Below are 23,561 nucleotides of genomic sequence, written 5' to 3' on the forward strand. Positions count from 1 at the left end.
CTTCAGTCGAGTTCGAGTACCACGAGCCGTTGCCCGGCGCGCACCGCCGAACCGGGCTGCACGCGAATCTCGCGCACCACCCCGGCCATCGGCGCGAGTACCGGGATTTCCATCTTCATCGACTCGAGAATCACCAGCACATCACCTGCCGCAACGCGGCTGCCGGCCTCGACCTGCACCTGCCAGAGGTTGCCGGCAATGTGGCTGTCGACGCTGTGTTCACCGTCGGTCAACGGCGAATCCTCGCTGCACGGCGCCAGGGCTTCTTCGCTGTCGAAATGTGCCTGGCCACTGGTGATCCAGCGTTCGCGCTCGGCATTGAAGGCGCCCTGTTGCTGAGCCCGAAACGCGCTGATGCTCTCGGCTTCACGGTTGAGAAACGCCTGATAATCGGCAAGGTTGAGCTGGCTGTGTTCGATGTTGAGTTCGAAGCGCCCGAGCGGAAAATCCCGGCGGATACGCAGCAACTCGTCAGCGCTGACCGGGTAGAACCGGATCTGGTCGAAGAAGCGCAGCAGCCACGGTTTGCCATCGAACGCGGCGACTTCACGATAGCGATTCCACATCTGCAACGTGCGCCCGACAAACTGATAACCGCCGGGGCCCTCCATGCCGTACACGCACAGGTAGGCGCCGCCGATGCCCACCGAATTCTCCGCAGTCCAGGTGCGTGCCGGGTTGTATTTGGTGGTCACCAGACGATGGCGCGGGTCCAGCGGGGTCGCCACCGGGGCGCCGAGGTAAACGTCGCCAAGGCCCATCACCAGATAGCTTGCGTCGAACACTGTGCGCTGCACGTCGTCGAGGTTCGGCAGGTCGTTGATGCGGCGGATGAACTCCAGATTGCTCGGGCACCACGGCGCGTCCTTGCGCACGGTGGTCATGTATTTTTCGATGGCCAACTGGCAGGCCGGATCGTCCCAGGACAGCGGCAAATGCACGATGCGTGACGGCACTTGCAGATCGTTGGCCGCACACACCGCGTCCCATTCGCCGGCGATGATGCCAAGCAGATCGACGAGTGGCAGTTGCTCGGGCTGGTAGTGGATTTGCAACGAGCGAATGCCGGGCGTGAGGTCGATCACGCCGTGCAGGGTTTTGCTTTCCAGCGCTTGCATGAGCGCGTGGGCGCGGAAGCGCAGGACGAGATTGAGTTCAGGCTCGCCGATTTCCAGCAATAGGTGAGTATCCCCGGAGACCCGCGCAACAAGCCGCCGATCCCCCTGACCCAACGTCAGCACCACAGGCGACACAATTCCCTGTGGGAGCTGGCTTGCCAGCGATGAAGTTGATGCGGTGTCTGGATGGGCCCCATCGCTGGCAAGCCAGCTCCCACAGGTATCCCACTGGCTGGCGAGGTTGCGGGCGTTTGAGAGAGAGACAGGGATGAACTGGATTTTATCGCCCGCCTTGAGCTGCCCCAGTTGCCAAAGGTCCGCCTCGATCACCGTCACCGGGCAGACAAACCCGCCAAGGCTCGGGCCGTCCGGGCCGAGGATCACCGGCATGTCACCGGTAAAGTCCACTGCACCGATTGCATACGGATTGTCGTGAATGTTCGATGGATGCAACCCGGCTTCACCGCCATCGGCGCGCACCCACTCCGGCTTCGGCCCGATCAGACGCACACCGGTGCGGCTGGAGTTGAAATGCACTTCCCAAAAGGTGGTGAAGAACGTGCCGATGTAATTTTCGGTGAAGTATTCCGGCGCGCCATGCGGGCCGTAAATCACCCGAATCTGCCGCACCGCCGGCAACGCGGTGATGTGGTGCTCGGCCAGCTGCTGACCAGTACTGCGGTCAGTCAGCGCAGGGATATGCAACACATCCCCGGCACGCAATGCTCGACCACCATGGCCACCAAACTGGCCAAGGGTGAAGGTGCTTTTACTGCCCAGATAATCCGGCACCTGCAAACCGCCGCGCAGACACAGATAACTGCGTGCTCCGGCGCCGCTGATGCTGCCCAGATGCAACGTCGCGCCCGCCGGGATCAGCAGGGCGGTATTCATTGGCGCGCTTTCCCCCTCAAGCGTCAGGCCAATCGGCGCACCGGTCACCGCGATCACCGCTTCACAGTTGAAGCGCAGCAGCGGCCCGCTCATGGTGATTTCCAGTGCAGCTGCGCCTTCAGCGTTGCCGAGCAGGCGATTGCCCAGGCGCAGGGCGCGACTGTCCATCGGCCCCGACGGCGGCACACCGACGGCCCAGTAACCGAGGCGACCGGGGTAGTCCTGCACGCTGGTTTGCGTGCCGGCGCCGAGCACTTCGAAAGTGTTGGCGCGGTAGACCAGATGCTCCAGGCAACGGGTCCACGGCTCACCGCTGGCGAACGGCGTGCCGAGGAGAATCTGCCGCAGGTAATCGCGGTTGGTTTCCACGCCGTACAACAGGCTGTCGCCCAATGCTTGATGCAGCTCGGCACGCGCCTGTTCACGGGTCGGCGCCCAGGTGATGACTTTGGCAAGCATCGGATCGAAGTAGGGCGGGATCTCGCAGCCGGCTTCGACCCAGGTATCAATGCGCAGTCGAATGCCGTTGGCCGGCGGGAATTCCACGGCCGTCAGCAAGCCCGGACTCGGCTGGAAATCGCGCCCCGGATCTTCCGCATACAGTCGCGCCTGAATCGCATGGCCTTCGGGTTTCAGCGCGCCATACAACGTGCTCAGCGGCGGCAGATCACCGGCCGCCAGTTCGATCATCCAGCGTACCAGGTCGACGCCCCAGACCTGTTCGGTGACGCCATGCTCCACCTGCAGCCGTGTGTTCACTTCGAGAAAATAGAAGCGCTGCGCCTCGCTGTCGAAGACGAATTCCACGGTGCCGGCGCTGCGGTAGTTCACCGCTTGCGCCAGTTTGATCGCCGCCGCGCACAGCGCTTCGGCCATGCCGTCCGGCAGGTTCGGTGCGGGGGTTTCTTCAAGGACTTTCTGGTTGCGCCGTTGCACCGAGCAGTCGCGTACGCCGAGGGCGATGACCTCACCGCGACCGTCGCCGAACACCTGTACCTCCAAGTGCCGGGCGCGCTGGATGTACTTCTCGATGAACACTCCGGCGTCGCTGAAATTGTTCTGGCCGAGGCGTTTCACCGCTTCGAACGACTCGCTCAGTTCGCTGGCATTGCGACACACACGCATGCCGATGCCGCCACCGCCGGCGGTGCTTTTGAGCATCACCGGATAGCCCACCTGTTCGCCGGCGATCAGCGCGGCGTCGAGGCTGTCGAGCAGCTCGGTGCCTTCGAGCATCGGCACGCCATGCTGTTTTGCCAGCGCGCGCGCGGTGTGCTTGAGACCGAACACCCGCAGTTGTTCGGCTGTAGGGCCGATGAACGCGATGCCGTGCGCTTCGCAGGCCTCGGCGAAGGCGGCGTTCTCGGACAGGAAACCGTAACCGGGATGAATGGCAGTCGCGCCGCTGGCCGTGGCAATGGCGAGGATTTTGTCGACCGCCAGATAAGTGCCGGCGGCGGCCCCTTCACCGAGGCTGTGGGCTTCAGCGGCGTGCAGGATATGCAGGCTGGCGGCATCGGCTTCGGAATACACGGCGACGCCTTGCACTTGCAAGTCACGCAGCGTGCGCAGGATGCGGCAGGCGATGGCGCCCCGGTTGGCGATGAGGATTTTTTCGAACATGGCGTAACCCCTGAAGGGGAAGCGGGCCGTCCCGCCGTTTTTCGACAGACATCCGGGCCGTCCCGGATGAAAAAACATTTACTTCAAATCACTACAGGTCCCTGTGGGAGCTGGCTTGCCAGCGATGACGCCGGCACTACCAACATCAATGGTGACTGACACACCGCTATCGCTGGCAAGCCAGCTCCCACAAGGTTTAGGGGTGTCTGGGAGATTTCAGGCACTGCCCGGAACGCGTCTGGCACAGTGCGAAAAGCCAACGGCGCAATCGGCTCATGGTCAGTTCCATACCAGCAGCTGCGCAGGTGTCGGGTTGTAGGCGTTGCACGGGTTGTTCAATTGCGGGCAGTTGGAAATCAGCACGATCACATCCATCTCCGCACGCAAATCGACGTACTTGCCCGGTGCCGAAATCCCGTCCTCGAAGGTCAGCCCGCCATCCGCCGTCACCGGCACATTCATGAAGAAATTGATGTTCGGCCCGATGTCGCCTTTGCCTAGCCGCCCGTCGTGGACGCAGGCGCGCAGGTAGTTGTCGCGGCAGCTGTGCATGTAGCGTTTTTCCAGGGCGTAGCGCACGGTATTGCTCTCTTGTGCGCAGGCGCCGCCGAGGGTGTCGTGGCGCCCGCAGGTGTCGGCGACGATGGTCAGCATCGCGTGGCCGAGATTGGAATACAGCACGCTGCCGGTGCTCAGGTAGACGCTGTTTTGCCGACGCAAGGTGCGTTGCACGTCGTAGCGCTCCTTGGGATTGGCGAGGCTGTAGAACAAGGTGTCGATGGCCTGATTGCCTTCCAGGTCGAGGATGCGCAGGGTCTGGCCGGCCTTGACCTCCATCAGCCAGGGTTCACCGGCCGGAATCGTGGCGCGGTACACCGCTGTGTCGGGTTGTTTTTGCGAAGTGGCGATAGCAACGGACATGGCAGCGATCCTCAGGCGAACAAACGGTCGGTGTTGATAAAGCCGCGCTCGTTTTCCGGGCGCGAAGTGCGGCAGTGTTCGGCGACGCTGGCGTCGGCGTTCATCCAGCTCAGCTTCAAGGGTTTTGGCGCGTATTCCGGTGCCGGATCCATCGGGTGTTGCAGGGCGGTGAGGACCACCAGCGTGTCCATCGGCGCGTACAACTCGATGTAGTCGCCGGCCCTGGAGTTGCCCTCGACGAAGTGGAAGCGTCCGGCGTCATCGACGTTCACGCGGCTGAACAGGTTGAGGGTCATCAGCAGGTCGGACAGGCCCAGCCCCCACTTGCCCAGTTCCACCAGCAGGTTGTCGGTGCCGTTGCGGAAGAAGCCGTTGCGCAGTTCCTGGTAACGGCCCTGGCCGTATTTCTCGGCCACTTCCTCGGCGCAGAGCACGCCGCCGAGGCTGTCGCTCCAGCCGCAGGTGTCGGCGGTGATCGCGGCCAGTACGCGGCCCATGTCCGAATACAGGCAATGGCCGCTGGTGAGCTTGGCGGTGTGTTGGCATTTGAGGCTGTCGGGCAGGTTCAGCCGTTCGGTTTTTTCGTTGGCGTTGAGCAGGGTCAGGCTGACGTTGGCGCCGCCGCGCAGATCGGTCAGGCGCAGCAATTGGCCGCGCTTCAACACGAAGGAACGGTGGCCGCCACCGGGGAGCATTTCTTCGGCAAACGGTGGGAACAGTTGGGTCGAATCAGTCATTGGAGCAGTCCTCTCAAGCGGTGCGAAGGGCGCCTGCCAGTGGCAACGGCAGGGCGTCGACGGCGGCGCGTTGGGCGCGGCGGTCGCTGTTCAAAGGGATGTCGTAGGTGATGCGCGCGCCATAGGCGCCGGGGGCGTGCGGGTCGAGGCGAACCTTGTCGAACACCAGCAGCCGGGTGCCGAGGCTGAAACCTTCGGACAGGTCATGGGTGACCATGAACACCGTCAGTTTCGTCTCGCGCCACAGCTCCAGCAGCAAGGCGTGCATATCCTTGCGGATGCCCGGATCGAGCGCGCCAAACGGTTCGTCGAGCAGCAGCACCCGCGGTTTCATGATCAGCGCCTGGGCAATTGCCAGCCGTTGCTGCATGCCGCCGGACAGCTGCGCCGGGTATTTGTCGAGCGCATGGCCGAGGCCGACTTTGTCGAGCAATGCCGCGGCCTGTTCGCGCGCCTCACGTTTGGCGCTGCCGAACAACCGACCGAACAACGGCGAGCAAGGCAGTTCAAGGCCGATGGCGACGTTGTCGAGCACGCTCAAATGCGGGAACACCGAGTAGCGCTGGAACACCACGCCACGGCTGGCATCCGGTTCGTTGGCCAGTGGCTGGCCGTCGAGCAGGATCGTGCCGCGACTGGCGGTTTCCTGCCCCAGCAGCAGGCGCAGGAAGGTCGATTTGCCGCAACCGGAGGCACCGACCAGGGTGCAGAATTCACCCTCGTTGACGCTCAGGTTCAAGCCTTCGAGCACGACCTGATCGGCGTATTGCTGCCAGACGTTTTTGACCGTGATGAAGCTCATTTGGCCGCCCCCTCATACCAAGGGAATGCGCGGCGGGTCAGGTATTTCAGGCCCCAATCCATCAGCCAAGCGAGGAGGGTGATCCACAGCACGTACGGCAGGATGACGTCCATCGCCAGATAACGCCGGACCAGAAAGATCCGGTAGCCGAGACCGTCGGTGGAAGCGATCGCCTCGGCGGCAATCAGGAATAGCCACGCCGAGCCGAGCATCAGCCGCAGCGAGATCAGCAAACGCGGGAGCAGTTGCGGCAGCACCACGCGCAGCATCAGCGTCCAGGTCGAGGCGCCGAGGGTCTGCGCCTTGATCAGCAGTTCGACGGGGATTTCCCGGGCGCGCTGTTCCAGATCCCGGGCGAGGGCCGGAGTGATGCCGATCACGATCAGCATGACTTTCGACAACTCACCCAGACCGAAAACGATGAACAGGATCGGCAGGATCGCCAGCGGCGGGACCATCGACAGCACCGTCAGCAACGGCGACAACGGTGCGCCGAACAACGGCAAGGTGCCGGCAGCGATGCCCAGGCACAGCCCGGCCAGCGCAGCGATGCCGAGGCCGATGGCCAGACGCCGCAGGCTGGAGGCCGTGTCTTGCCACAACAGGTAGTCACCGGTGCGGCTGTCGGCATTGAAGGCCAGTCGCTTTACCGCGTCGCTCATCTGTACCGCGCTAGGCAGCAGTTTGTCGTTGGGGTTGTCGGCCAGGCGCTCGGCCGAGCCCATGAAGTAGGCGAACAGCACCAGGGCGAACGGCAGGATCACCAACAGCAGGCGACTCGGGCGATCCGGGTGGCGATTGATCAGGCGCATGGCCAAATCCTCCGTGGCTTACAGCTTGGCGTCGGCGGCCATCTGCACGTAGGTCGGATCGAAACGCAGCTTGAGGTTGCCGGTGTCGCCGCTGGTCACGCCGTTGGCGAAGGCCATGCCGACCGCGCTGGTGTCTTTCGCGCCTTCGCCGAGCAAGCCGTGCTGGAACGAGAACTCGGCGACCTTGCGCATGGTTTCCGGCAGTTGTTTGCTTGTGGCGAAGCTCAGGGCTTCCTTCGGTGTGGCGAACAGTCGGGTGGTGTCCAGTTGTGCCTGGAATCCGCCCAGATCAGTGCCCGAGGCCTTGGCCATGTGCTCCAGCGCGCTTTTGCTCGCGGCGTTCTTGGCGTTCATCAACTCGACCACTTCGAACCACGCACCGGTCAGCGCTTTGCCCAGCGCCGGGTTGTCTTTGAGGGTGGCGCTGTTGACCACCATCATGTCCATGATCTCGCCGGGAATCTGGCTGGAGTTGAACACTTCGGTCACTCCCGGTTTAGCCTTGATGTCCGAGAGCATCGGGTTCCAGGTGGTCACGGCGTTGACTTGCGCGGTGTTGAAGGCAGCCGAGATATCGGCGTCGGAAGTGTTGACCACTTTCAGGTCTTGCTCGGTCAGATCGACCGAATCCAGCGCGCGAGCCAGCAGGTAGTGCGAGACCGACAGTTCGACCAGATTGACGTCCATGCCCTTGAGGTCGGCGACTGTCTTGCCTTCACCTTTGAGGACGATGCCGTCATTGCCGTTGGAGAAGTCGCTGACGATCAGTGCGGTGCTGTCGACGCCGCCGGCGGCGGGAATGGTCAACGCATCCATGTTGGTCATGGTGCAGCCGTCGAACTGGCCGGCGGTGTACTGGTTGATCGATTCGACGTAGTCGTTGAGCTGCACGACGTCGATCTTGATTCCGTATTTCTTCGCCCATTTATCGACGATGCCCTGGCTGCCGGCGTATTCCCACGGCATCCAGCCGGCGTAGATCGTCCAGCACACGCGGAAGTGGTCTTTCTGGGCGGCGGAGGATTGCGTGCTGATGAGTGCGGCGAACGCAGCGGCGAGCAGGGCGGGCAAACGTAGTCGGGACATGGTGGGTTCTCCAGTTGATCAAGGGCGGACAGGAAGGCAACGCGGCACCGCGAACGGTGGCTTGTCTCCCGGGCTTTTGTCCCGCCGTGTAACCTCAACTGGAGGTCGCCAACTCTCGGACCAGCCACTCGCGCTTGCGAGCCGGAACCCTAGTCAGCCATTGCAAATTGTGGTGCCGCGAACCTGTGATGACTCCTGCACGGGTTTGCTAAAGCGAGAGGCGTGCCAAGTCGCGTCAGGCGCTCTGGCGCGGGGTCACGGCGTGGATCATCGCTGATGCGCAGCGGAGCGGCGCTTTGTGTTGGTGCGCGACTGCACCGTGATGCAGCGTGTCTGCCGCTGATCTGATGCTGATGCACCGTTGGCACTCGGCCCTGATTTGTCAGTCAAACCAGATGTCAGCCGGTCTGTGCCGACTGCTGTCGCAGGTCTTTCAGGAGGCCGCCATGCTTATTCAGAAAACGTTGCGTCGGGTGCTGCTGGGAGCGGTGCTCGGTCTGGGCTTATCCGGCTGTTATTACTACGCCGGCCCTTACGATGCTTACCCTTCTACTTACTACTCTCCGGGCTATTACTCGCCTTATTACTACGGCGGCTATTACGGTCCGCGTTACTACGGCGGCGGGCGCTACTACTACGGTGGCCACGGCTATCGGGGCGGCTATGGACGGGGTTATCACGGCGGTGGTTACCACGGTGGTCACCATTGATCAGTCGCTGAATGACAGCGTTTTCCAAATGAACAGGATTTCATCAATCACTTGTTTCAACTTGTTGCGGGAACGCACCAGATGCCGAAAACGCTGTCTGATTTCTCGTCAGTCACCGAATAAACGACTGACGCCTGCCAGCGTCGCTGGCGAGGCTACCCGCGGTCCAGGAGGCCGCCATGTATAGACGAATTCTTCTGCTTGCTGCGTTGATGGTTTCCGTTGCCGGTTGCGTCCCGTACTCTTACGCGGACTCGTATTACAGCTCAGAGGTCTACACGTCACCCGCACCGGCCTACTACAACACGGGCGGCACCTATTACAGCGGCGGCAGCACGTATTACGCGCAGCCTCGCTACTACCAGCCAGCCCCGCGGTATTACCAGCAACCGCGTTATTACCAATCGGCGCCGCGCTACTACCAACCGGCACCACGTTATTACGAGAGTCGTCGCTGGCACGACAATGATCGCGGGCGCTGGGATGGCCACCGTCGCGGCGGTTGGGATAACGATCACCGCGGTCGTGGCAACTATGACCGACACAGTGGACGCGGTGACCACAACGGACGTGGCAATCGCTGGTAATCATCCGCAAATGAAAAGCGGCGCTTAAAGCGCCGCTTTTTTGTACCCGGATTTTGTCCTGGACACTCAATACTGCGTCAGATCCGCCAACGGATGGCGCCCCTCCCAGACCTTGTGAAAGTGCGCCTCGACCACCGCATCCGGCACGCTGCTGACGTCCGGCCAATGCCAGTGCGGCTTCTGATCCTTGTCGATCAACCGCGCCCTGACGCCTTCGCTGAATTCCGGATGCCGGCAGCAATTGAGGCTCAGGGTGTATTCCATCTGAAAGACTTCCGCCAGCGACAGGTGCCGGGCGCGGCGGATCTGCTCCCAGACCAGATGCGCGGTCAGCGGTGAACCTTCGCTCAGGGTTTTCGCCGCTCGGGCGATCAGCGGATCGTGGCTGTCGCGTTGCAGGCTGATGGCTTTCCAGGCGCAGGTTACGTCGCTCACGTCCAGTAACTCATCAATCTGCTGCCGACGCGGCAACCACTGTGCTTCAGGCATTTGCGCCACGGCTTCCTGCTGCAAGGCCTTGAGCAGACTGTTGAGCTGCATGTCGGTCTGTTCCTGCCAATTCAGTTGCAGCAAGCCTTCGATCAGCTCCGGTTGCTGTTCGTCGAGCAGGAACCGGTCGGCCAGATCCAGGTCAATCGCATCGCGGCCGTTCATGTGCGCGCCGGTCAGGCCGAGGAACAAACCGAGCTTGCCCGGCAGGCGCGCGAGAAACCAACTGGCGCCGACATCCGGATACAGGCCGATGGTGATTTCCGGCATCGCCAGACGGCTGCTCGGCGTGACGATCCGCGTGCTCGCGCCTTGCAGCAGGCCCATGCCGCCGCCCAGCACGTAACCGTGGCCCCAGCCGATCAACGGTTTCGGGTAGGTGTGCAGGCTGTAATCCAGGCGGTATTCCGCCGCGAAAAACTGTGCGGCCAGCGGCGGTACTTCGCCAGGGTGGGCGCGACAGGCTTCGACCAGACTGCGCACCTCGCCGCCGGCGCAGAACGCCTTTGCGCCATTGCCGCGCAGCAGTACGCAGACGATTTGCGGATCCTTGGCCCAGGCGTTCAATTTGTCGCTCAGGGCGTTGATCATCGGCAGCGACAGCGCGTTCAGGGATTTTTCAGCATCCAGGCTGGCGATACCGAGGCGGGCACCGTCGGTGCCGGTGAGTTCTTCGAAGTGCAGATTCATCGTGACCTCGATCGGGAATTTGAACGATCAGTATGATCGTTGTGTGGGAAAGTGCCGGATCTGCGTCAGATCAATTGACAAGCGTGGTCGGCTTTCCTAGGGTTCGCCCCATTGTTTTTGCCGGGTATGACCATGACTGCTGACGACCGTATCAAACTCGAACCGAGCTGGAAGGAGGCACTGCGTGCTGAATTCGACCAGCCTTACATGGCAGAGTTGCGCAACTTCCTGCAGCAGGAGCGGGCGGCCGGCAAGGAGATCTATCCGCCGGGACCGCTGATTTTCAATGCGCTGAATTCGACGCCGCTGGATAAAGTCAAAGTGGTGATCCTCGGCCAGGACCCGTATCACGGCCCGGGTCAGGCCCACGGCTTGTGCTTCTCGGTGCAACCGGGCGTGCCGGCGCCACCGTCGCTGGTCAACATCTATAAAGAGTTGAAACGCGACCTGAACATCGACATCCCCAACCACGGTTACCTGCAGAGCTGGGCCGATCAGGGCGTGTTGATGCTCAACACCACCATGACCGTCGAGCGTGCCAACGCCAATGCGCACAAGGACAAGGGCTGGCAGTTTTTCACCGACCGGATCATTGAACTGGTCAGCGAGCGCCAGCCGCATCTGGTGTTCATGCTCTGGGGCGCCCATGCGCAGAGCAAGCAGAAGCTGATTGATGCAACCAAACATCTGGTACTGACGTCGGTGCATCCGTCGCCGTTGTCGGCGTATCGTGGCTTCCTGGGCTGCGGGCACTTCAGCCGGACCAACAAGTTTCTTGAGCAGAATGGCGAGACGCCGATCGAGTGGCGGCTTCCTCCGATCTGATGGCGGTCTGAAGGGCCCCATCGCTGGCAAGCCAGCTCCCACAGGTTTTTGGGGGGGTGCCCATAGTCTGTGGCAGCCACAAGAACCTGTGGGAGCTGGCTTGCCAGCGATGAAGTCGACTCGGTGCTACTCGGGATTACGGTTCCAATACTTGAACAACGGCTCCGCCAGAAACAGCACAAATAACAGCCGCATCACCTGCATCGCCGTCACCAGCGGCACCGACAGTTGCAGGGTTTCCGCCGTCAGGCTCATTTCGGCAATGCCGCCGGGCATCATGCCCAGGGTCAGCGAGCGCAGATCCAGGTGGGTCAGCGCACTCAGGCCCAATGCGGCCAACGTGGCGATCAACATGGTCAGTGCCGTGCCGATCAAGGTACGGCCCATGAACGACGGTGCACGGCGGAAGAACTGCCGGTTGAAGTGGCAACCCAGACCGCTGCCGATCAGCCACTGGCCAATCTGACTGCCGCCATTGGGCAAACCGATGTGCAGGTCCCAGCCAATACTCACCGCCGCACTCACCAGCAACGGCCCGAACAGCCACGGGTTGGGTTGACGCAGACGTTGCCAGAGCCACGCGAGCAGGGCGCCTGCCGGGAACAGAATCGCCAGCCAGCGCCAGTCGACGCTGCCGGCGTGAGCGATCGGCGTGCCATCGCCGAGCAGGTACTTGAACGCGGCCGGCACACACAGCACCACCACCAGTACCCGCAGACTCTGCCCCGCCGCGACATGGCTGAGCATCGCGCCATTGCGCGCGCCGAGGTTGACCATCTCCCCGGAACCGCCGGGCATGCTGGAGAAGAATGCCGTGGCGCGATCTTCGCCGGTGCGGCGCATCAGCCAGACGCCGACCACCGCCGACAGACTCGTGACCAGCGCGCCGAAGAAGATCAAACCGAAATGACTGAGTACCTGCTCCATCACCACCGGGGTGAAGTGCAGGCCGATACCGATGCCGACGATCCACTGGCCGCACTTGCGGCCCCCAGGGATTTCCGTGAGCTGCCAGGGCGTCAGGCAGCGCACCAGGATGATCGCCAGCAACGAGCCGACCATCCAAGGTAGCGGCCAGCCGATCTGACTGGCGAGATAACCGCCGAGCAGACCGACCAGCGGGGTGCCCCACCAGGATTTGAGCGCGGAGCGATCAAACATCGGCAATGGCGCGTTGCGCAGCCGCACGCTTGCGCCAGATACGGATGATCGGCATCAACAGCATGATCCCCGTCAACACCCAGCAACCGACGGTGATCGGGCTCGACCAGAGGATTTCCAGCGCACCGTTGGAGATCGACAGGGCGCGACGCAGGTTCTGCTCCATCAGTTCGCCAAGGATGAACCCCAGCAGTAGCGGCGACAGCGGGAAGTCCAGCTTGCGCAGGATGTAGCCGAAGATGCCGATACCGATCATCAGGAACAGGTCGAACGTGGTGGCGTGCACCGCGTAGACGCCGATCCCGGTGATGATCGCGATGACCGGCACCAGAGCCCAGTTCGGCACGGCGAGAATGCGGGTGAAGATGCGGATCATCGGGATGTTGAGGATCACCAGCATGATGTTGGCAATGAACAGCGACGCGATCAGGCCCCAGACGATGTCCGGTTGTTGCTGGAACAGCAGCGGGCCCGGGGTGATGTTGTACAGCGACAGGGCGCCGATCATCACCGCCGTGGTACCTGAGCCGGGAACGCCGAGGGTCAGCATCGGCACCAGCGCACCGCAGGCTGCGCCGCCGATCGCGGTTTCCGGCGCGGCGAGGCCACGGGCATCCCCTTCACCGAACTTGCCGCTGGCGCCGGCCAGACGTTTCTCGGTCATATAGGCCACGGCACTGGCGAGCGTCGCGCCGGCACCCGGCAACACGCCCATGATGAAACCCAGCACGCCGCAACGGACGTTGACTGTGAACACCGACGCCGCTTCCTTGAAGTTGAACATCATCCGGCCGGTGGCTTTCACCGCTTCCTGGCCGTGGTGGGTTTTTTCCAGCAGCAGGAGAATTTCGCTGATCGAGAACAGGCCCAACACCAGCACCACGAACTGAATGCCGTCGGTCAGGTGAATGTTGTCGCCGGTAAAGCGGTACACGCCGCTGTTGGCATCAATGCCGACCGTTGACAGGAACAGACCGATCAACGCCGCAATGAATGTTTTCAGCGGACGGTCACCGGCCATGCCGCCGAGACAGACGATCGCGAACACCATCAGCACAAAATATTCCGCCGGGCCAAAAGCAATCGCCCATTTCGCCAGCAACGGTGCGAAGAGGACCATGCCGCAGGTGGCGATGAACGCGCCAATGAACGAACTCCACGCCGACAGTGACAGCGCCACACCGGCCAGGCCTTTGCGGGCCATCGGGTAGCCGTCGAGGGTGGTCATCACGGTGGAGGCTTCGCCCGGAATGTTAAGCAGGATCGAACTGATCCGGCCGCCGTATTCGCAGCCCAGGTACACCGCCGCCAGCAGGATCAGTGCCGATTCCGGTGGCAGGCCGAGGGCAAATGCGATCGGGATCAGCAACGCCACGCCGTTGATCGGGCCCAGGCCCGGCAACAGGCCGACGACGGTGCCGATCAGCGTGCCGCACAGCGCGGTCACCAGGTTGTATGGGCTCAGCGCGACGCCGAAACCCTGACCCAAATAGCCAAGAGTATCCATATCAGTTCTCCAGAACGCTGAGCAGGCCAAGGGGCAGCGGAACGTCCATCAAACGGTCGAACAGCAAGTAAAGACCGATGGCCATCAGGCTGATGATCACCACGCTCGGTACCCAGCGGCCGCCGTACAGGCGAGCCATCGGAACACCGGTGATGATGCTGGCGATGATGAAACCCAGCGGTTCGAACGTGCCGGCGAACACCAGCAGCAGGACGACGCAGATCGCGATCTTGGTCAGGGTTTCGCGATCCAGAGGCGGCTCGTCTTCGCTGTGTTTGATCGGTGCCGGGCGGAACACCATGTACAGCAGCGCCAATCCCATCAGGCCGAGCATCAGCAGGGGGAAGGCGCGCGGGCCCACCGGTTCGTAGGAAAAGGCCGCTTGGTACGGCCACGCCATCAGGGCCAGGCCGGCACAGACCAGCAACAGCACCGAGGCGAAAATGCGTTGAATAAGCATGGGAGCTCCTGTGCCGCGTCCCCGCAACCGGGAACGCAGCCGCTAGACAGAGGCGATCACTGGATCAGGCCGAACTCTTTGGCCAGCACTTTGTAGTCCGCGACCTGCTTCTTCACGTAGGTGTCCAGTTCCGGGCCGGTCATGGCGAACGGGAACAGTTCACGCTGATCGCGCAGCTTGGCGAAATCCTCGGAGGCCAGCAGTTTGTCGAACGCGGCTTTCCACCAGGCGTAGTCTTCGTCGCTGACTTTCGGCCCGAGGTAGAAACCGCGCACCACTGGCCAGACGATGTCGTAGCCTTGCTCGCGAGCGGTCGGAATGTCCTTCATTTCCGGCTCGTCGAGGCGCTTGTCGGCAAACACCGCGAGCAGGCGCATGTCGCCGCTCTGGATGTGCGGCATGGAGTCGGAGATGTCGGTACTGCCGACTTGAATGTGACCGCCGAGCAGGGCGGTGGCGATTTCGCCGCCGCCTTCGAGCGCGACGTAACGCAGGTCGCGCGGGTTGATCCCGGCAGCCTTGGCGATCAGTGCGGTTTGCATCCAGTCCTGGCTGCCGACGGTGCCGCCGGAACCGATCACCACCGAGCTTGGATCTTTCTTCAGGGCCTGAACGAGATCGTCGAGGGTCTTGTAGGGCGAATCGCTTTTGACCGCGATGGCGCCGTAGCTGGTGCCGACCGCTGCCAGCCAGCGCACGTTGGTTTCATCGAAACGACCGAACTTGCCCTGCGCCAGGTTGAGCAACGAGCCGCTGGACCACGCCACCAGTGTGCCGGCGTCGGCCGGACGCTGGGCGACCACGGCGTTGTACGCCACCGCGCCGACACCGCCGGGCATGTAGGTCACGCGCATTGGTTTGGTCAGCAGTTTTTCGTTGACCAGCGCGCTCTGCGCCAGTTTGCAGGTCAGGTCGAAACCACCGCCGGGGGAGGCCGGGGCGATGCATTCCGGACGTTTCGGTTCGGCCATGAGTTGGCCGGCGAACAGCATGACGCCAGCGGCTAGAGCAACTTTACGCAGTGATAAGTTCATCTATGTCTCCTTGGGAGTTGTTGTTATGGACGTACTGAATTACCAAAGGGCAACGCTATAGCTCACCAGCAAACGCACTTCGTCTGCATCGCGAGCGGAGTAGTTGGAGCGGTAGGTGGCATTACGCAAACGCACGGCGACATCCTTCAAGGCGCCGCTTTGTACTACGTATTTGATCTCGGTATTGCGCTCCCACTCTTTGCCTTCTTCGCCGTTCTTGAGCTTGATGTTGTCACCGCTCAGGTAACGACTCATGAAGCTCAGGCCAGGAATGCCGAGTTTGGCGAAGTCAAAGTCGTAGCGCGCCTGCCAGGAGCGTTCTTCAGCGCCGGCGAAGTCGTTGATCTGCACGAAGTTGACCAGGTACGGGTCGCTGCCATCGACATACGGGAAAGCGCTGTCGCCGGACATGTGCTGGTAGCCGGCGCTGAATTTGTGGCCACTCAGGGCGTAGCTGACCAGACCGTTGAGCGAGCGGTTGTCGATCTTGCCGCCACGGGCCGCGCCCTGATCATCGCTGACCGCAAAGCGCAGGTCGGTGGCAAACGTACCGGGGCCCATCGGACGCGAGGCGACCAGGCCGAAGAAGTGCTGGTTGTAGACTTCGTCGAGTTGGGCGAAGTGGTAACTGCCGGTGATCTTGTCGGTGAACTTGTAATCGACGCCGCCAAAATCGAAATGTTTGCCGACCGCAGTGCCGGCGAAGCGGCTGTTCTTGTTGTTGAGGGCAATGTCCTCGAAGTCGGTGCTGTCACGGTCCTTGGCTTTTTCCAGGCGGCCACCGGTGAACGTCAGGTTCTTGATTTCTTTAGAGGTCAGCAGGCCGCCTTCAAAGGTCTGCGGCAGGATGCGCCCGTCGTTCGGTTTGAGGATCGGCAGCTCAGGAATCAGGCTGCCGACTTTCAGTTCAGTGGCAGAGATTTTCATTTTCCCGGTCAGGCCGACCTTGGAGTATTCGTTGGCGGCGCGCCCGTCATCATGGGTCGGCAGCAGGCCGGTGCCGGTGCGGTCCGGGCTCGAATCGAGTTTGACGCCCAGCATGCCCAACGCATCGACACCGAACCCCACGGTGCCGTCGGTGTAACCCGACTGCAGGTTGAGCATGAACCCTTGTGCCCATTCATCCCGCTTGCTTTGCTGGGCACTGGTGCCGTCGCGAAAGTCGCGGTTGAAGTACATGTTGCGGGTTTCGAAAGTGGCGGAACTGTCTTCGATAAAGTCGGCGTAGCTCAGCGGCGAAAAACCGGCGAGGGCGGCGGCACTGGCGAGGGTGACGTGGCTGAAGCGGGAAGGGCGAACAGGCGTGGACGCCTGAGGCTGCACGGACTGCATGCGGGTGTACTCCGTTTATTGTTCTTATTGGTCGAAAACGCTTCGTGGCGTTTTTCTTTGCGCTGTGTGGCATCAGCGACGGCAGTCGAGACTGTCCGTAGCACGACTCTAACGGGCTAACCTTTCACTAACCTTTCAGCTGGCTTTCACGGTTTTCGGGCTTCACAGCGGCGGTGGCGGCTGTAAACTCCGCGGCAAAGCGTGGCGTCGGCCATCCCTGAACGAGGTAAAAAACCATGCGTGTTCTGCTCGTCGAAGACCATCTGCAACTGGCCGAAAGTGTCGCTCAGGCGCTCAAGAGCACCGGTCTGACCGTGGATGTGTTGCACGATGGCGTGGCCGCCGATCTGGCGCTGGGCAGCGAGGAATACGCGGTCGCGATCCTTGATGTCGGCCTGCCACGCATGGACGGTTTTGAAGTGCTGGCGCGTTTGCGGGCACGCGGGAAAAATCTGCCGGTGCTGATGCTGACGGCGCGCAGCGATGTGAAGGATCGCGTGCACGGGTTGAATCTAGGCGCTGACGATTACCTGGCCAAACCGTTCGAACTGACGGAACTGGAAGCGCGGGTCAAAGCCCTGTTGCGGCGCAGTGTGCTCGGCGGCGAGCGGCAACAGCGCTGCGGTGTGCTGGCCTATGACCTCGACACCCGGCGGTTCACCCTCGGCGAAGAGTTGCTCACGCTGACCTCCCGCGAGCAGGCCGTGCTGGAGGCCCTGATCGCCCGGCCGGGCAGGGTGATGAGCAAGGAACAATTGGCCGCGCAGGTGTTTGGCCTTGATGAAGAGGCCAGCCCCGATGCCATCGAAATCTACGTGCACCGGTTGCGCAAGAAACTCGACGGCCAACCGGTGGCTATCGTGACCTTCCGTGGCCTCGGCTACTTGCTGGAAAGCCGCGATGCATAAGCCCAGCAGCCTGCGCTGGCGGTTACTGTGGAACCTCGCGTTGCTGCTGGTGGTGCTGATGCTCGCCAGCGGCTTGAGTGCTTACTGGAATGGTCGCGAAGCCGCCGACACAGCGTATGACCGCACGTTACTGGCTTCGGCGCGGACTATCGCGGCGGGCTTGTCGCAACGCGACGGCACCCTGAGTGCCGATGTGCCTTACGTGGCGCTCGACACGTTTGCTTACGACAGCGCCGGGCGGATTTACTACCAGGTCAATGACATCCATCAGAAGCTGATTTCCGGTTATGAAAACCTGCCAGGCCCGCCGCCCGGCACCCCCAGAACCGATGATTATCCGGCTCTGGCGCGCTTCTACAACGCGACCTACCGCGGACAGAACGTGCGTGTGGTCAGCCTGTTGAAAGCGGTCACCGAGCCGAACATGAACGGCATGGCGGAAATCCGCGTGGCCGAAACCGACGAAGCCCGGGTCAGCATGGCCCGCAGTCTGGCGGCCGACACTTTGTTGCGCCTGGGCATGCTGGCGATCGGTGCGTTGCTGTTGGTGTGGTTTGCGGTCAGTGCCGCGTTGCGTCCACTGGAGCGTTTGCGCACCGCGGTGGAGGAGCGCCAACCCGACGATTTACGTCCGTTGCCATTGGTGGAAGTGCAGCATGAACTGTGGCCGCTGGTGCGCGGCCTCAATCATTTCACCGAGCGCCTGCGGGGCCAGTTCGAACGGCAGGCGCAGTTTATCGCCGATGCCGCCCACGAATTGCGCACGCCGCTGGCGGCGTTGAAGGCGCGGCTGGAACTGGGCCTGCGCTCGAATGATCCGCAAACCTGGCACAGCACGCTGGAGTCGTCAGCGCAAAGCACTGACCGTCTGACCCATCTGGCCAATCAATTGCTGTCGCTGGCGCGTGTCGAAAACGGCGCGCGGGCGATTGCCGAGGGCGGTGCGCAGTTGCTCGATCTGAGCCAGTTGGCCCGTGAGTTGGGCATGGCCATGGCACCGCTGGCGCACAAACGCGGGGTGGCGCTGGCGCTGGAAGCGGATGAACCGGTGTGGCTGCGCGGTGAGCCGACGCTGCTGAATGAATTGCTGAGCAATCTGGTGGACAACGCACTGGCCCACACGCCGCCGGGCGGTAATGTGATTTTGCGGGTGACGGCGCCAGCGGTGCTTGAGGTCGAGGATGACGGACCGGGGATCCCGCTGCAGGAGCGCGATCGAGTGTTCGAGCGCTTCTACCGGCGCAATCAGCAGGTGGCCGGTTCAGGGCTGGGGCTGGCGATTGTCGGGGAAATCTGTCGCGCGCACCTGGCGCAGATCACGCTACATGATGGCGAGCAGGCGGGGCTTAAAGTGCGGGTCAGTTTTATTGCCGGCTGAGTTGCCGTGGTTTGTCATGACTTCTTCGCGAGCCAGCCGGCTCCCACAGACGAATGCTGTCTCCTGTGGGCGCGGGTTTGCTCGCGAAGGGAGCGTCTCGGTTTCGGATCAGTAAAACATCGTCCGCGATTCTTCCAGATCCGCGCACAGCGCCTCGTTCTCCGGATCAATCCCCAACTTGCGAAATGCCGGAACGCTGAGCGGATCAATCCGCCCAAACGGATGGTCGGTGTCCTTGTGGCAGTACAGGCTCGCCACTTGCACCAGATCGACATAGTCGATGGTCGTCGAATCGCGCTTGAAGTCCTGATAGCGCCCCGGCAGTTCCACCAGCCGTTCCGGAAACTCCCAGACACGCAGCAACTTGTCGCCCAGCAGCGGGTGAATGTGATCAATCACATGGTTGAGGCTGACAGGGTCTGACAGCAGTTCGTAATGGTCTTCGGCGTAGGTCAGAATCGGCAGTACGCCGATCTGATGCACCAGCCCGCCCAACGCGGCCTGATCGGGCTTGAGCTGGGTGTAGCGCCGACACAGCGCGTAGCTGACACCGGCGATCTCCAGACTCTTGCGCCAGACTTCACGCATCTTCTGTTCAACCACCTCGGAACGGGCGTGGAAGATTTGCTCCATCACCAGCCCGATTGCCAGGTTGCTGCTGTAGTTGATACCCAGGCGGGTAATGGCGGTGTGCAGGTCGGTGACTTCCTGTGCAGCCCGCAGCAGGGGGCTGTTGACCACTTTGATCAGGCGCGCCGACAGCGCCGTGTCTCGGCCGATCACTTTGCTCAGGTCGCTGACGCTGATTTCCGGGTCTTCAGCGGCCTTGCGAATCTGCAGGGCCACTTCCGGCAACGTTGGCAGAACCAGGTCATCGTTATCGATGGCCTCAACCAAATCCTGTTGGACCTTTTCCGCCAGTTCGCTCATTTAGACTCTCTAGGGTGTTGCAACCAAACGCTGCGATCAGCGCTGGATTTCGCGGTCGCGATCCAGTTCGTAGGGCAAATCGAGCAAATGCAGGGCGGGCCCTTCGAGGCTGCCCACATGCAGGTCGCCCGCTTCGGCAGCTTCGGCCTGCAGCACCGCCAGTAGTTCAATGTTTAGCCCGGCGTGGGCAGCCAGCACCACTTCACCGATGGAGCTGTTGTGGCTCGGTGCGAACAGCGGGGTGCCAGGCTCTGGCAATTGGGCAGTGTCGAGGCTCAGTCGATACAGACGGCGCTTGAGTTTGCCCAGGTACTGCATGCGCGCGACGATTTCCTGGCCGGTGTAGCAGCCTTTCTTGAAACTTACGCCGCCGACGGCTTGCAGGTTGAGCATTTGCGGAATGAACAGCTCGCGGGTGGTCGACATGACCTGTCCGATACCGGCGCGGATCTGGCCCAGCAGCCATTGATTCAGCCCGGCTTCGGGCAGGGCTGCGGCCAGTCTGGCTTTGCTCGCATCGGCCTGATCGGCCGGCGCCCAGAGTTCGGCGCGCTGCGGCGAGACGCGAATGGCGATCAATCCTTCGTTGCGCACGACGCTGTCGGTTTCGGCTGGCAGATCGAGGCCGAGGCTGGTCAGGGCGGTATCGCCATGCTCCAGGCCAAAGCGCACCCAGGCCGCGCTTTCGTCGGTGAGTTTCGATTTGGAGAACACCGCGTACTTTTTCAGGTCCGCCAGTTGCGGCTCCAGCAGCTCGCTGGCCATCGCCAGCACCACGCCGTCACCCTCGAGCAGGATGCGGAAGCTCGACTGCATCCGGCCTTTCTGCGTGCAGCGGGCGCCGAGGCTGGCCCGGGTGTCGCTCAGGTAATTGATATTGCAGGTCAGTTGGCCTTGCAGGAATTTTCCGGCATCCGCGCCGCGAACCGCGAGAACGCCTTCATGAGACAGGGTGCAGAAAAAAGCAGAATCGGCCATGGGTCATCGCAGGGTAAATAGACTGGGGCACATCATAAGGGCGCGTTGTTGAAATGGGTAGTTGATAAAGGATCGGTGGTGCCCGACCAAAGCCGACTGTGCGGCCCGCGCCGGGCCTGTATACTTGCCGGCAAATTTGAGGAGGGCCCCATGGTCGAACAAGTTGAACTGAATCGCCTCTTTTGGCACAGCCGCCGCGGCATGCTTGAGCTAGACGTGTTGCTGGTGCCGTTCGTGAAAGAGGTTTATGCCGATCTGAACGAGGTCGATCGCGCATTGTACGTTCGCCTGCTGGAGTGTGAGGATCAGGACATGTTCGGCTGGTTCATGGAGCGCAGCGAGTCTGAAGATCCTGAGCTGCAGCGCATGGTTCGCATGATTCTGGACCGTGTTCAGCCCAAGTAACTCGTTCGAATGCCGCTGGCACGCCTCAAGGCAGTTGCTGGCGGTGTATCTGTCGGCCCAGGCGTTCGCACTGGGTGCCTTGTTTCTGCTTTCGATTCCGCTCTGGGCCAGTGTGCTCGGGGCTTTCGCCTGTCTTGCGCACGCTTTTCGGGTGCTGCCAAGGCAGATTCTGCTGAGCCATCCAAGGGCGTTTCGAGGGTTGCGTCGGGATGCCGATGGCTGGCAACTGTGGAATCAGGCCGATGGCTGGCAGGCTGTCCAACTGCGCCCGGACAGCCTGGCGCTGCCACTGATCGTGGTGCTGCGCTTTCGTTTGCGTGGGGAGTGGCGGGTCAGATCGGTCTGCGTACCGCGTGACTCGCAGGCGGCGGACTTGCACCGACGCCTGCGGGTCCGGCTCAAGTTCAGCCGACGTAGGTGGGCGGCACCAGAATAGTGTCGAGCGCCTCGGGCAGCAGGTCGGGATAGTCGAGGGTGTAATGCAGGCCGCGACTTTCCTTGCGCTCCATCGCTGAGCTGATCATCAGTTCGGCGACCTGGGCCAGGTTGCGCAGCTCGATCAGGTCGCGGCTGACTTTGTAATTGCTGTAGAACTCGTCGATTTCGTCCAGCAGCAGGCGCACACGGTGCTGAGCCCGTTGCAGGCGCTTGTTGGTGCGCACGATACCGACGTAGTCCCACATGAACCGCCGCAATTCGTCCCAGTTGTGCGCGATGATCACGTCCTCATCCGAATCGGTCACCTGGCTGGCGTCCCACACGGGCAGGGCGCTTGGCGCGGCGACATCATCCAGTTGCGCAACGATGTCGGCTGCAGCCGAGCGCGCATACACGAAACATTCGAGCAGCGAGTTGCTGGCCATGCGGTTGGCACCGTGCAAACCGGTGAAGCTGGTTTCGCCAATGGCGTACAGGCCCGTGACGTCGGTGCGGCCATTCTGGTCGACCATCACCCCGCCGCAGGTGTAGTGCGCGGCGGGTACGACGGGGATCGGCTGCTTCGTCATGTCGATGCCGAAGCCGAGGCAGCGCTCGTAGACGGTCGGGAAGTGGCTCTTGATGAAGGCTTCGGGCTTGTGGCTGATGTCGAGGTAGACGCAGTCGATACCCAGGCGCTTCATTTCATGGTCGATGGCCCGGGCGACGATGTCCCGTGGAGCCAGTTCGGCGCGCTTGTCGAAGCGGTGCATGAAGCGCTCGCCGTTCGGTAATTTCAAATGCGCGCCTTCGCCACGCAAGGCCTCGGTGATCAGAAAACTCTTGGCCTGCGGGTGATACAGGCAGGTGGGGTGGAACTGGTTGAATTCCAGGTTCGCCACCCGGCAGCCGGAACGCCAGGCCATGGCAATGCCATCCCCGCAGGCGCCATCGGGGTTGCTGGTATAGAGGTAGACCTTGGCGGCGCCCCCCGAGGCGAGGATCACGAAGCGGGCGCCGTAGGTATCGACCTCGCCGGTGGCCCGGTTGAGCACGTAGGCACCCAGGCAACGGTCGCCATCCAGTCCCAGACGGCGCTTGGTGATCAGATCGACGGCAACCCGCTGCTCGAGCAATTCGATGTTGGAACGTTCCCTCGCCTGGGCCAGCAGGGTTTTGAAAATGGCTGCACCGGTCGCGTCGGCCGCGTGGATGATGCGCCGATGGCTGTGGCCGCCTTCGCGGGTCAGGTGGAATTCGAATCCGCCGTCTTCGGTGCCGGACTGTTCATCGCGGGTGAACGGCACGCCTTGGTCGATCAGCCACTGGATCGCTTCACGGCTGTGCTCGACAGTGAACCGGACGGCGTCTTCATGGCACAGACCGCCGCCGGCATTGAGGGTGTCATCAACGTGGGATTCGACAGTATCGGTATCGTCGAGCACGGCGGCGACGCCACCCTGGGCCCAATAGGTTGAACCGTTGGCGAGATCGCCCTTGCTCAATACGGCAATGCGCAAATGACCCGGCAGGGTCAGCGCGAGACTCAAACCGGCAGCACCGCTGCCAATGACCAGAACATCGTGTTGGAACTGTTGGCTCATTTCAGGATTCCGCTCAAAGCGACCCGGATCGGGGTTGGCGCAAGACAGCTGGGTCGGCGAGTCAAGGCAGCCACACAGCCCACTAGTATATAGAGGGGTGGGGCGGCACAATAGCCGCGCCGATATGGCATTGTGAAACTACTGTGACGAAAA

Annotated in this window: 22 protein-coding genes and 1 riboswitch; of the genes, 7 read left to right on the plus strand and 15 right to left on the minus strand. The window is 62.1% G+C overall.

All coding sequences use genetic code 11. The annotated features are described in order from the left end of the window. Nucleotides 1-2: 2 nt before the first annotated feature. The 6 genes from uca to ACXX9E_RS12365 form a co-directional block, all read right to left on the minus strand. Nucleotides 3-3,635, minus strand: a complete 3,633-nt coding sequence (gene uca, locus ACXX9E_RS12340; RefSeq protein WP_458555479.1) for an urea carboxylase — start codon at nucleotides 3,633-3,635, stop codon at nucleotides 3-5. 279 nt (nucleotides 3,636-3,914) lie between these two features. Further along, nucleotides 3,915-4,556, minus strand: coding sequence for an urea amidolyase associated protein UAAP2 (locus ACXX9E_RS12345; protein ID WP_123465435.1), 642 nt, complete (start codon nucleotides 4,554-4,556; stop codon nucleotides 3,915-3,917). 11 nt (nucleotides 4,557-4,567) lie between these two features. Beyond that, nucleotides 4,568-5,293: an urea amidolyase associated protein UAAP1 gene (locus ACXX9E_RS12350; protein WP_186744567.1), complete on the minus strand. Its 726-nt coding sequence runs from the start codon at nucleotides 5,291-5,293 to the stop codon at nucleotides 4,568-4,570. A 13-nt stretch (nucleotides 5,294-5,306) separates the two neighbouring features. Further along, nucleotides 5,307-6,095: an ABC transporter ATP-binding protein gene (locus ACXX9E_RS12355; RefSeq protein WP_458555480.1), complete on the minus strand. Its 789-nt coding sequence runs from the start codon at nucleotides 6,093-6,095 to the stop codon at nucleotides 5,307-5,309. Further along, a complete protein-coding gene (locus ACXX9E_RS12360) occupies nucleotides 6,092-6,907 on the minus strand; it encodes an ABC transporter permease (protein ID WP_458555481.1) in 816 nt (271 codons plus the stop codon). The genes ACXX9E_RS12355 and ACXX9E_RS12360 overlap by 4 nt, the downstream gene beginning before the upstream one ends. A gap of 18 nt (nucleotides 6,908-6,925) precedes the next feature. Further along, nucleotides 6,926-7,993: a putative urea ABC transporter substrate-binding protein gene (locus ACXX9E_RS12365; RefSeq protein ID WP_458555482.1), complete on the minus strand. Its 1,068-nt coding sequence runs from the start codon at nucleotides 7,991-7,993 to the stop codon at nucleotides 6,926-6,928. Nucleotides 7,994-8,056: 63 nt separating this feature from the next. Continuing rightward, nucleotides 8,057-8,157, minus strand: a riboswitch (guanidine-I (ykkC/yxkD leader). A gap of 282 nt (nucleotides 8,158-8,439) precedes the next feature. Here ACXX9E_RS12365 and ACXX9E_RS12370 point away from each other — a divergent pair. Together ACXX9E_RS12370 and ACXX9E_RS12375 are read left to right on the plus strand one after the other, a co-directional pair. Continuing rightward, nucleotides 8,440-8,703, plus strand: a complete 264-nt coding sequence (locus ACXX9E_RS12370) for a hypothetical protein (protein WP_123465994.1) — start codon at nucleotides 8,440-8,442, stop codon at nucleotides 8,701-8,703. A 179-nt stretch (nucleotides 8,704-8,882) separates the two neighbouring features. Then, a complete protein-coding gene (locus tag ACXX9E_RS12375) occupies nucleotides 8,883-9,290 on the plus strand; it encodes a hypothetical protein (protein WP_128614829.1) in 408 nt (135 codons plus the stop codon). A gap of 66 nt (nucleotides 9,291-9,356) precedes the next feature. On the opposite strand, the gene dspII is transcribed toward ACXX9E_RS12375, so the two are convergent. Further along, a complete protein-coding gene (dspII, locus tag ACXX9E_RS12380; protein ID WP_123465445.1) occupies nucleotides 9,357-10,469 on the minus strand; it encodes an enoyl-CoA hydratase/isomerase DspII in 1,113 nt (370 codons plus the stop codon). Between the two features lie 132 nt (nucleotides 10,470-10,601). Here dspII and ung point away from each other — a divergent pair, with 132 nt between their 5' ends. Beyond that, nucleotides 10,602-11,294, plus strand: coding sequence for a uracil-DNA glycosylase (gene ung / locus ACXX9E_RS12385; RefSeq protein ID WP_458555483.1), 693 nt, complete (start codon nucleotides 10,602-10,604; stop codon nucleotides 11,292-11,294). 126 nt (nucleotides 11,295-11,420) lie between these two features. Here ung and ACXX9E_RS12390 read toward each other — a convergent pair whose 3' ends face one another. From ACXX9E_RS12390 to ACXX9E_RS12410, 5 genes are read right to left on the minus strand one after another with little or no spacing between them, the layout of a single operon-like run. Further along, nucleotides 11,421-12,455: an AbrB family transcriptional regulator gene (locus tag ACXX9E_RS12390; RefSeq protein ID WP_186744582.1), complete on the minus strand. Its 1,035-nt coding sequence runs from the start codon at nucleotides 12,453-12,455 to the stop codon at nucleotides 11,421-11,423. Continuing rightward, entirely contained in the window at nucleotides 12,448-13,962 is a 1,515-nt protein-coding gene (locus tag ACXX9E_RS12395) for a tripartite tricarboxylate transporter permease (RefSeq protein ID WP_458555484.1), read from the minus strand. The genes ACXX9E_RS12390 and ACXX9E_RS12395 overlap by 8 nt, the downstream gene beginning before the upstream one ends. 1 nt (nucleotide 13,963) lies before the next feature. Beyond that, a complete protein-coding gene (locus ACXX9E_RS12400; RefSeq protein WP_128615219.1) occupies nucleotides 13,964-14,422 on the minus strand; it encodes a tripartite tricarboxylate transporter TctB family protein in 459 nt (152 codons plus the stop codon). 56 nt (nucleotides 14,423-14,478) lie between these two features. Then, the gene (locus tag ACXX9E_RS12405; protein WP_458555485.1) at nucleotides 14,479-15,456 is read right to left on the minus strand and encodes a Bug family tripartite tricarboxylate transporter substrate binding protein; all 978 of its coding nucleotides are present in this window, start codon (nucleotides 15,454-15,456) and stop codon (nucleotides 14,479-14,481) included. A 39-nt stretch (nucleotides 15,457-15,495) separates the two neighbouring features. Next, nucleotides 15,496-16,788 (minus strand): OprD family porin, encoded by a 1,293-nt coding sequence (locus tag ACXX9E_RS12410; RefSeq protein WP_429541316.1) that lies wholly within the window; start codon nucleotides 16,786-16,788, stop codon nucleotides 15,496-15,498. Nucleotides 16,789-17,024: 236 nt separating this feature from the next. Between ACXX9E_RS12410 and tctD the strand changes: the two genes are divergently transcribed. Both tctD and tctE read left to right on the plus strand, forming a co-directional pair. Next, nucleotides 17,025-17,696, plus strand: coding sequence for a two-component system response regulator TctD (tctD, locus tag ACXX9E_RS12415; protein ID WP_034153139.1), 672 nt, complete (start codon nucleotides 17,025-17,027; stop codon nucleotides 17,694-17,696). Beyond that, nucleotides 17,689-19,074, plus strand: a complete 1,386-nt coding sequence (gene tctE / locus ACXX9E_RS12420; protein WP_123465455.1) for a two-component system sensor histidine kinase TctE — start codon at nucleotides 17,689-17,691, stop codon at nucleotides 19,072-19,074. Before tctD ends, tctE begins: the two co-directional genes overlap by 8 nt. Before the next feature lie 108 nt (nucleotides 19,075-19,182). On the opposite strand, the gene ACXX9E_RS12425 is transcribed toward tctE, so the two are convergent. Further along, the gene (locus ACXX9E_RS12425) at nucleotides 19,183-20,004 is read right to left on the minus strand and encodes an HDOD domain-containing protein (RefSeq protein WP_123465457.1); all 822 of its coding nucleotides are present in this window, start codon (nucleotides 20,002-20,004) and stop codon (nucleotides 19,183-19,185) included. 36 nt (nucleotides 20,005-20,040) lie between these two features. Then, complete coding sequence (gene ygfZ / locus ACXX9E_RS12430; RefSeq protein ID WP_458555486.1) at nucleotides 20,041-20,982, minus strand: CAF17-like 4Fe-4S cluster assembly/insertion protein YgfZ; 942 nt, start codon at nucleotides 20,980-20,982, stop codon at nucleotides 20,041-20,043. Nucleotides 20,983-21,132: 150 nt separating this feature from the next. Between ygfZ and ACXX9E_RS12435 the strand changes: the two genes are divergently transcribed. Both ACXX9E_RS12435 and ACXX9E_RS12440 read left to right on the plus strand, forming a co-directional pair. Further along, nucleotides 21,133-21,387: an FAD assembly factor SdhE gene (locus ACXX9E_RS12435; protein ID WP_095049216.1), complete on the plus strand. Its 255-nt coding sequence runs from the start codon at nucleotides 21,133-21,135 to the stop codon at nucleotides 21,385-21,387. Beyond that, a complete protein-coding gene (locus ACXX9E_RS12440; protein ID WP_128615222.1) occupies nucleotides 21,371-21,823 on the plus strand; it encodes a protein YgfX in 453 nt (150 codons plus the stop codon). Before ACXX9E_RS12435 ends, ACXX9E_RS12440 begins: the two co-directional genes overlap by 17 nt. On the opposite strand, the gene nadB is transcribed toward ACXX9E_RS12440, so the two are convergent. Further along, nucleotides 21,792-23,408: an L-aspartate oxidase gene (gene nadB, locus ACXX9E_RS12445; RefSeq protein ID WP_123465463.1), complete on the minus strand. Its 1,617-nt coding sequence runs from the start codon at nucleotides 23,406-23,408 to the stop codon at nucleotides 21,792-21,794. The two genes, ACXX9E_RS12440 and nadB, sit on opposite strands and share 32 nt — an antisense overlap. Between the last annotated feature and the right edge of the window lie 153 nt (nucleotides 23,409-23,561).

This window comes from Pseudomonas sp. GNP014 (genome assembly GCF_054344005.1).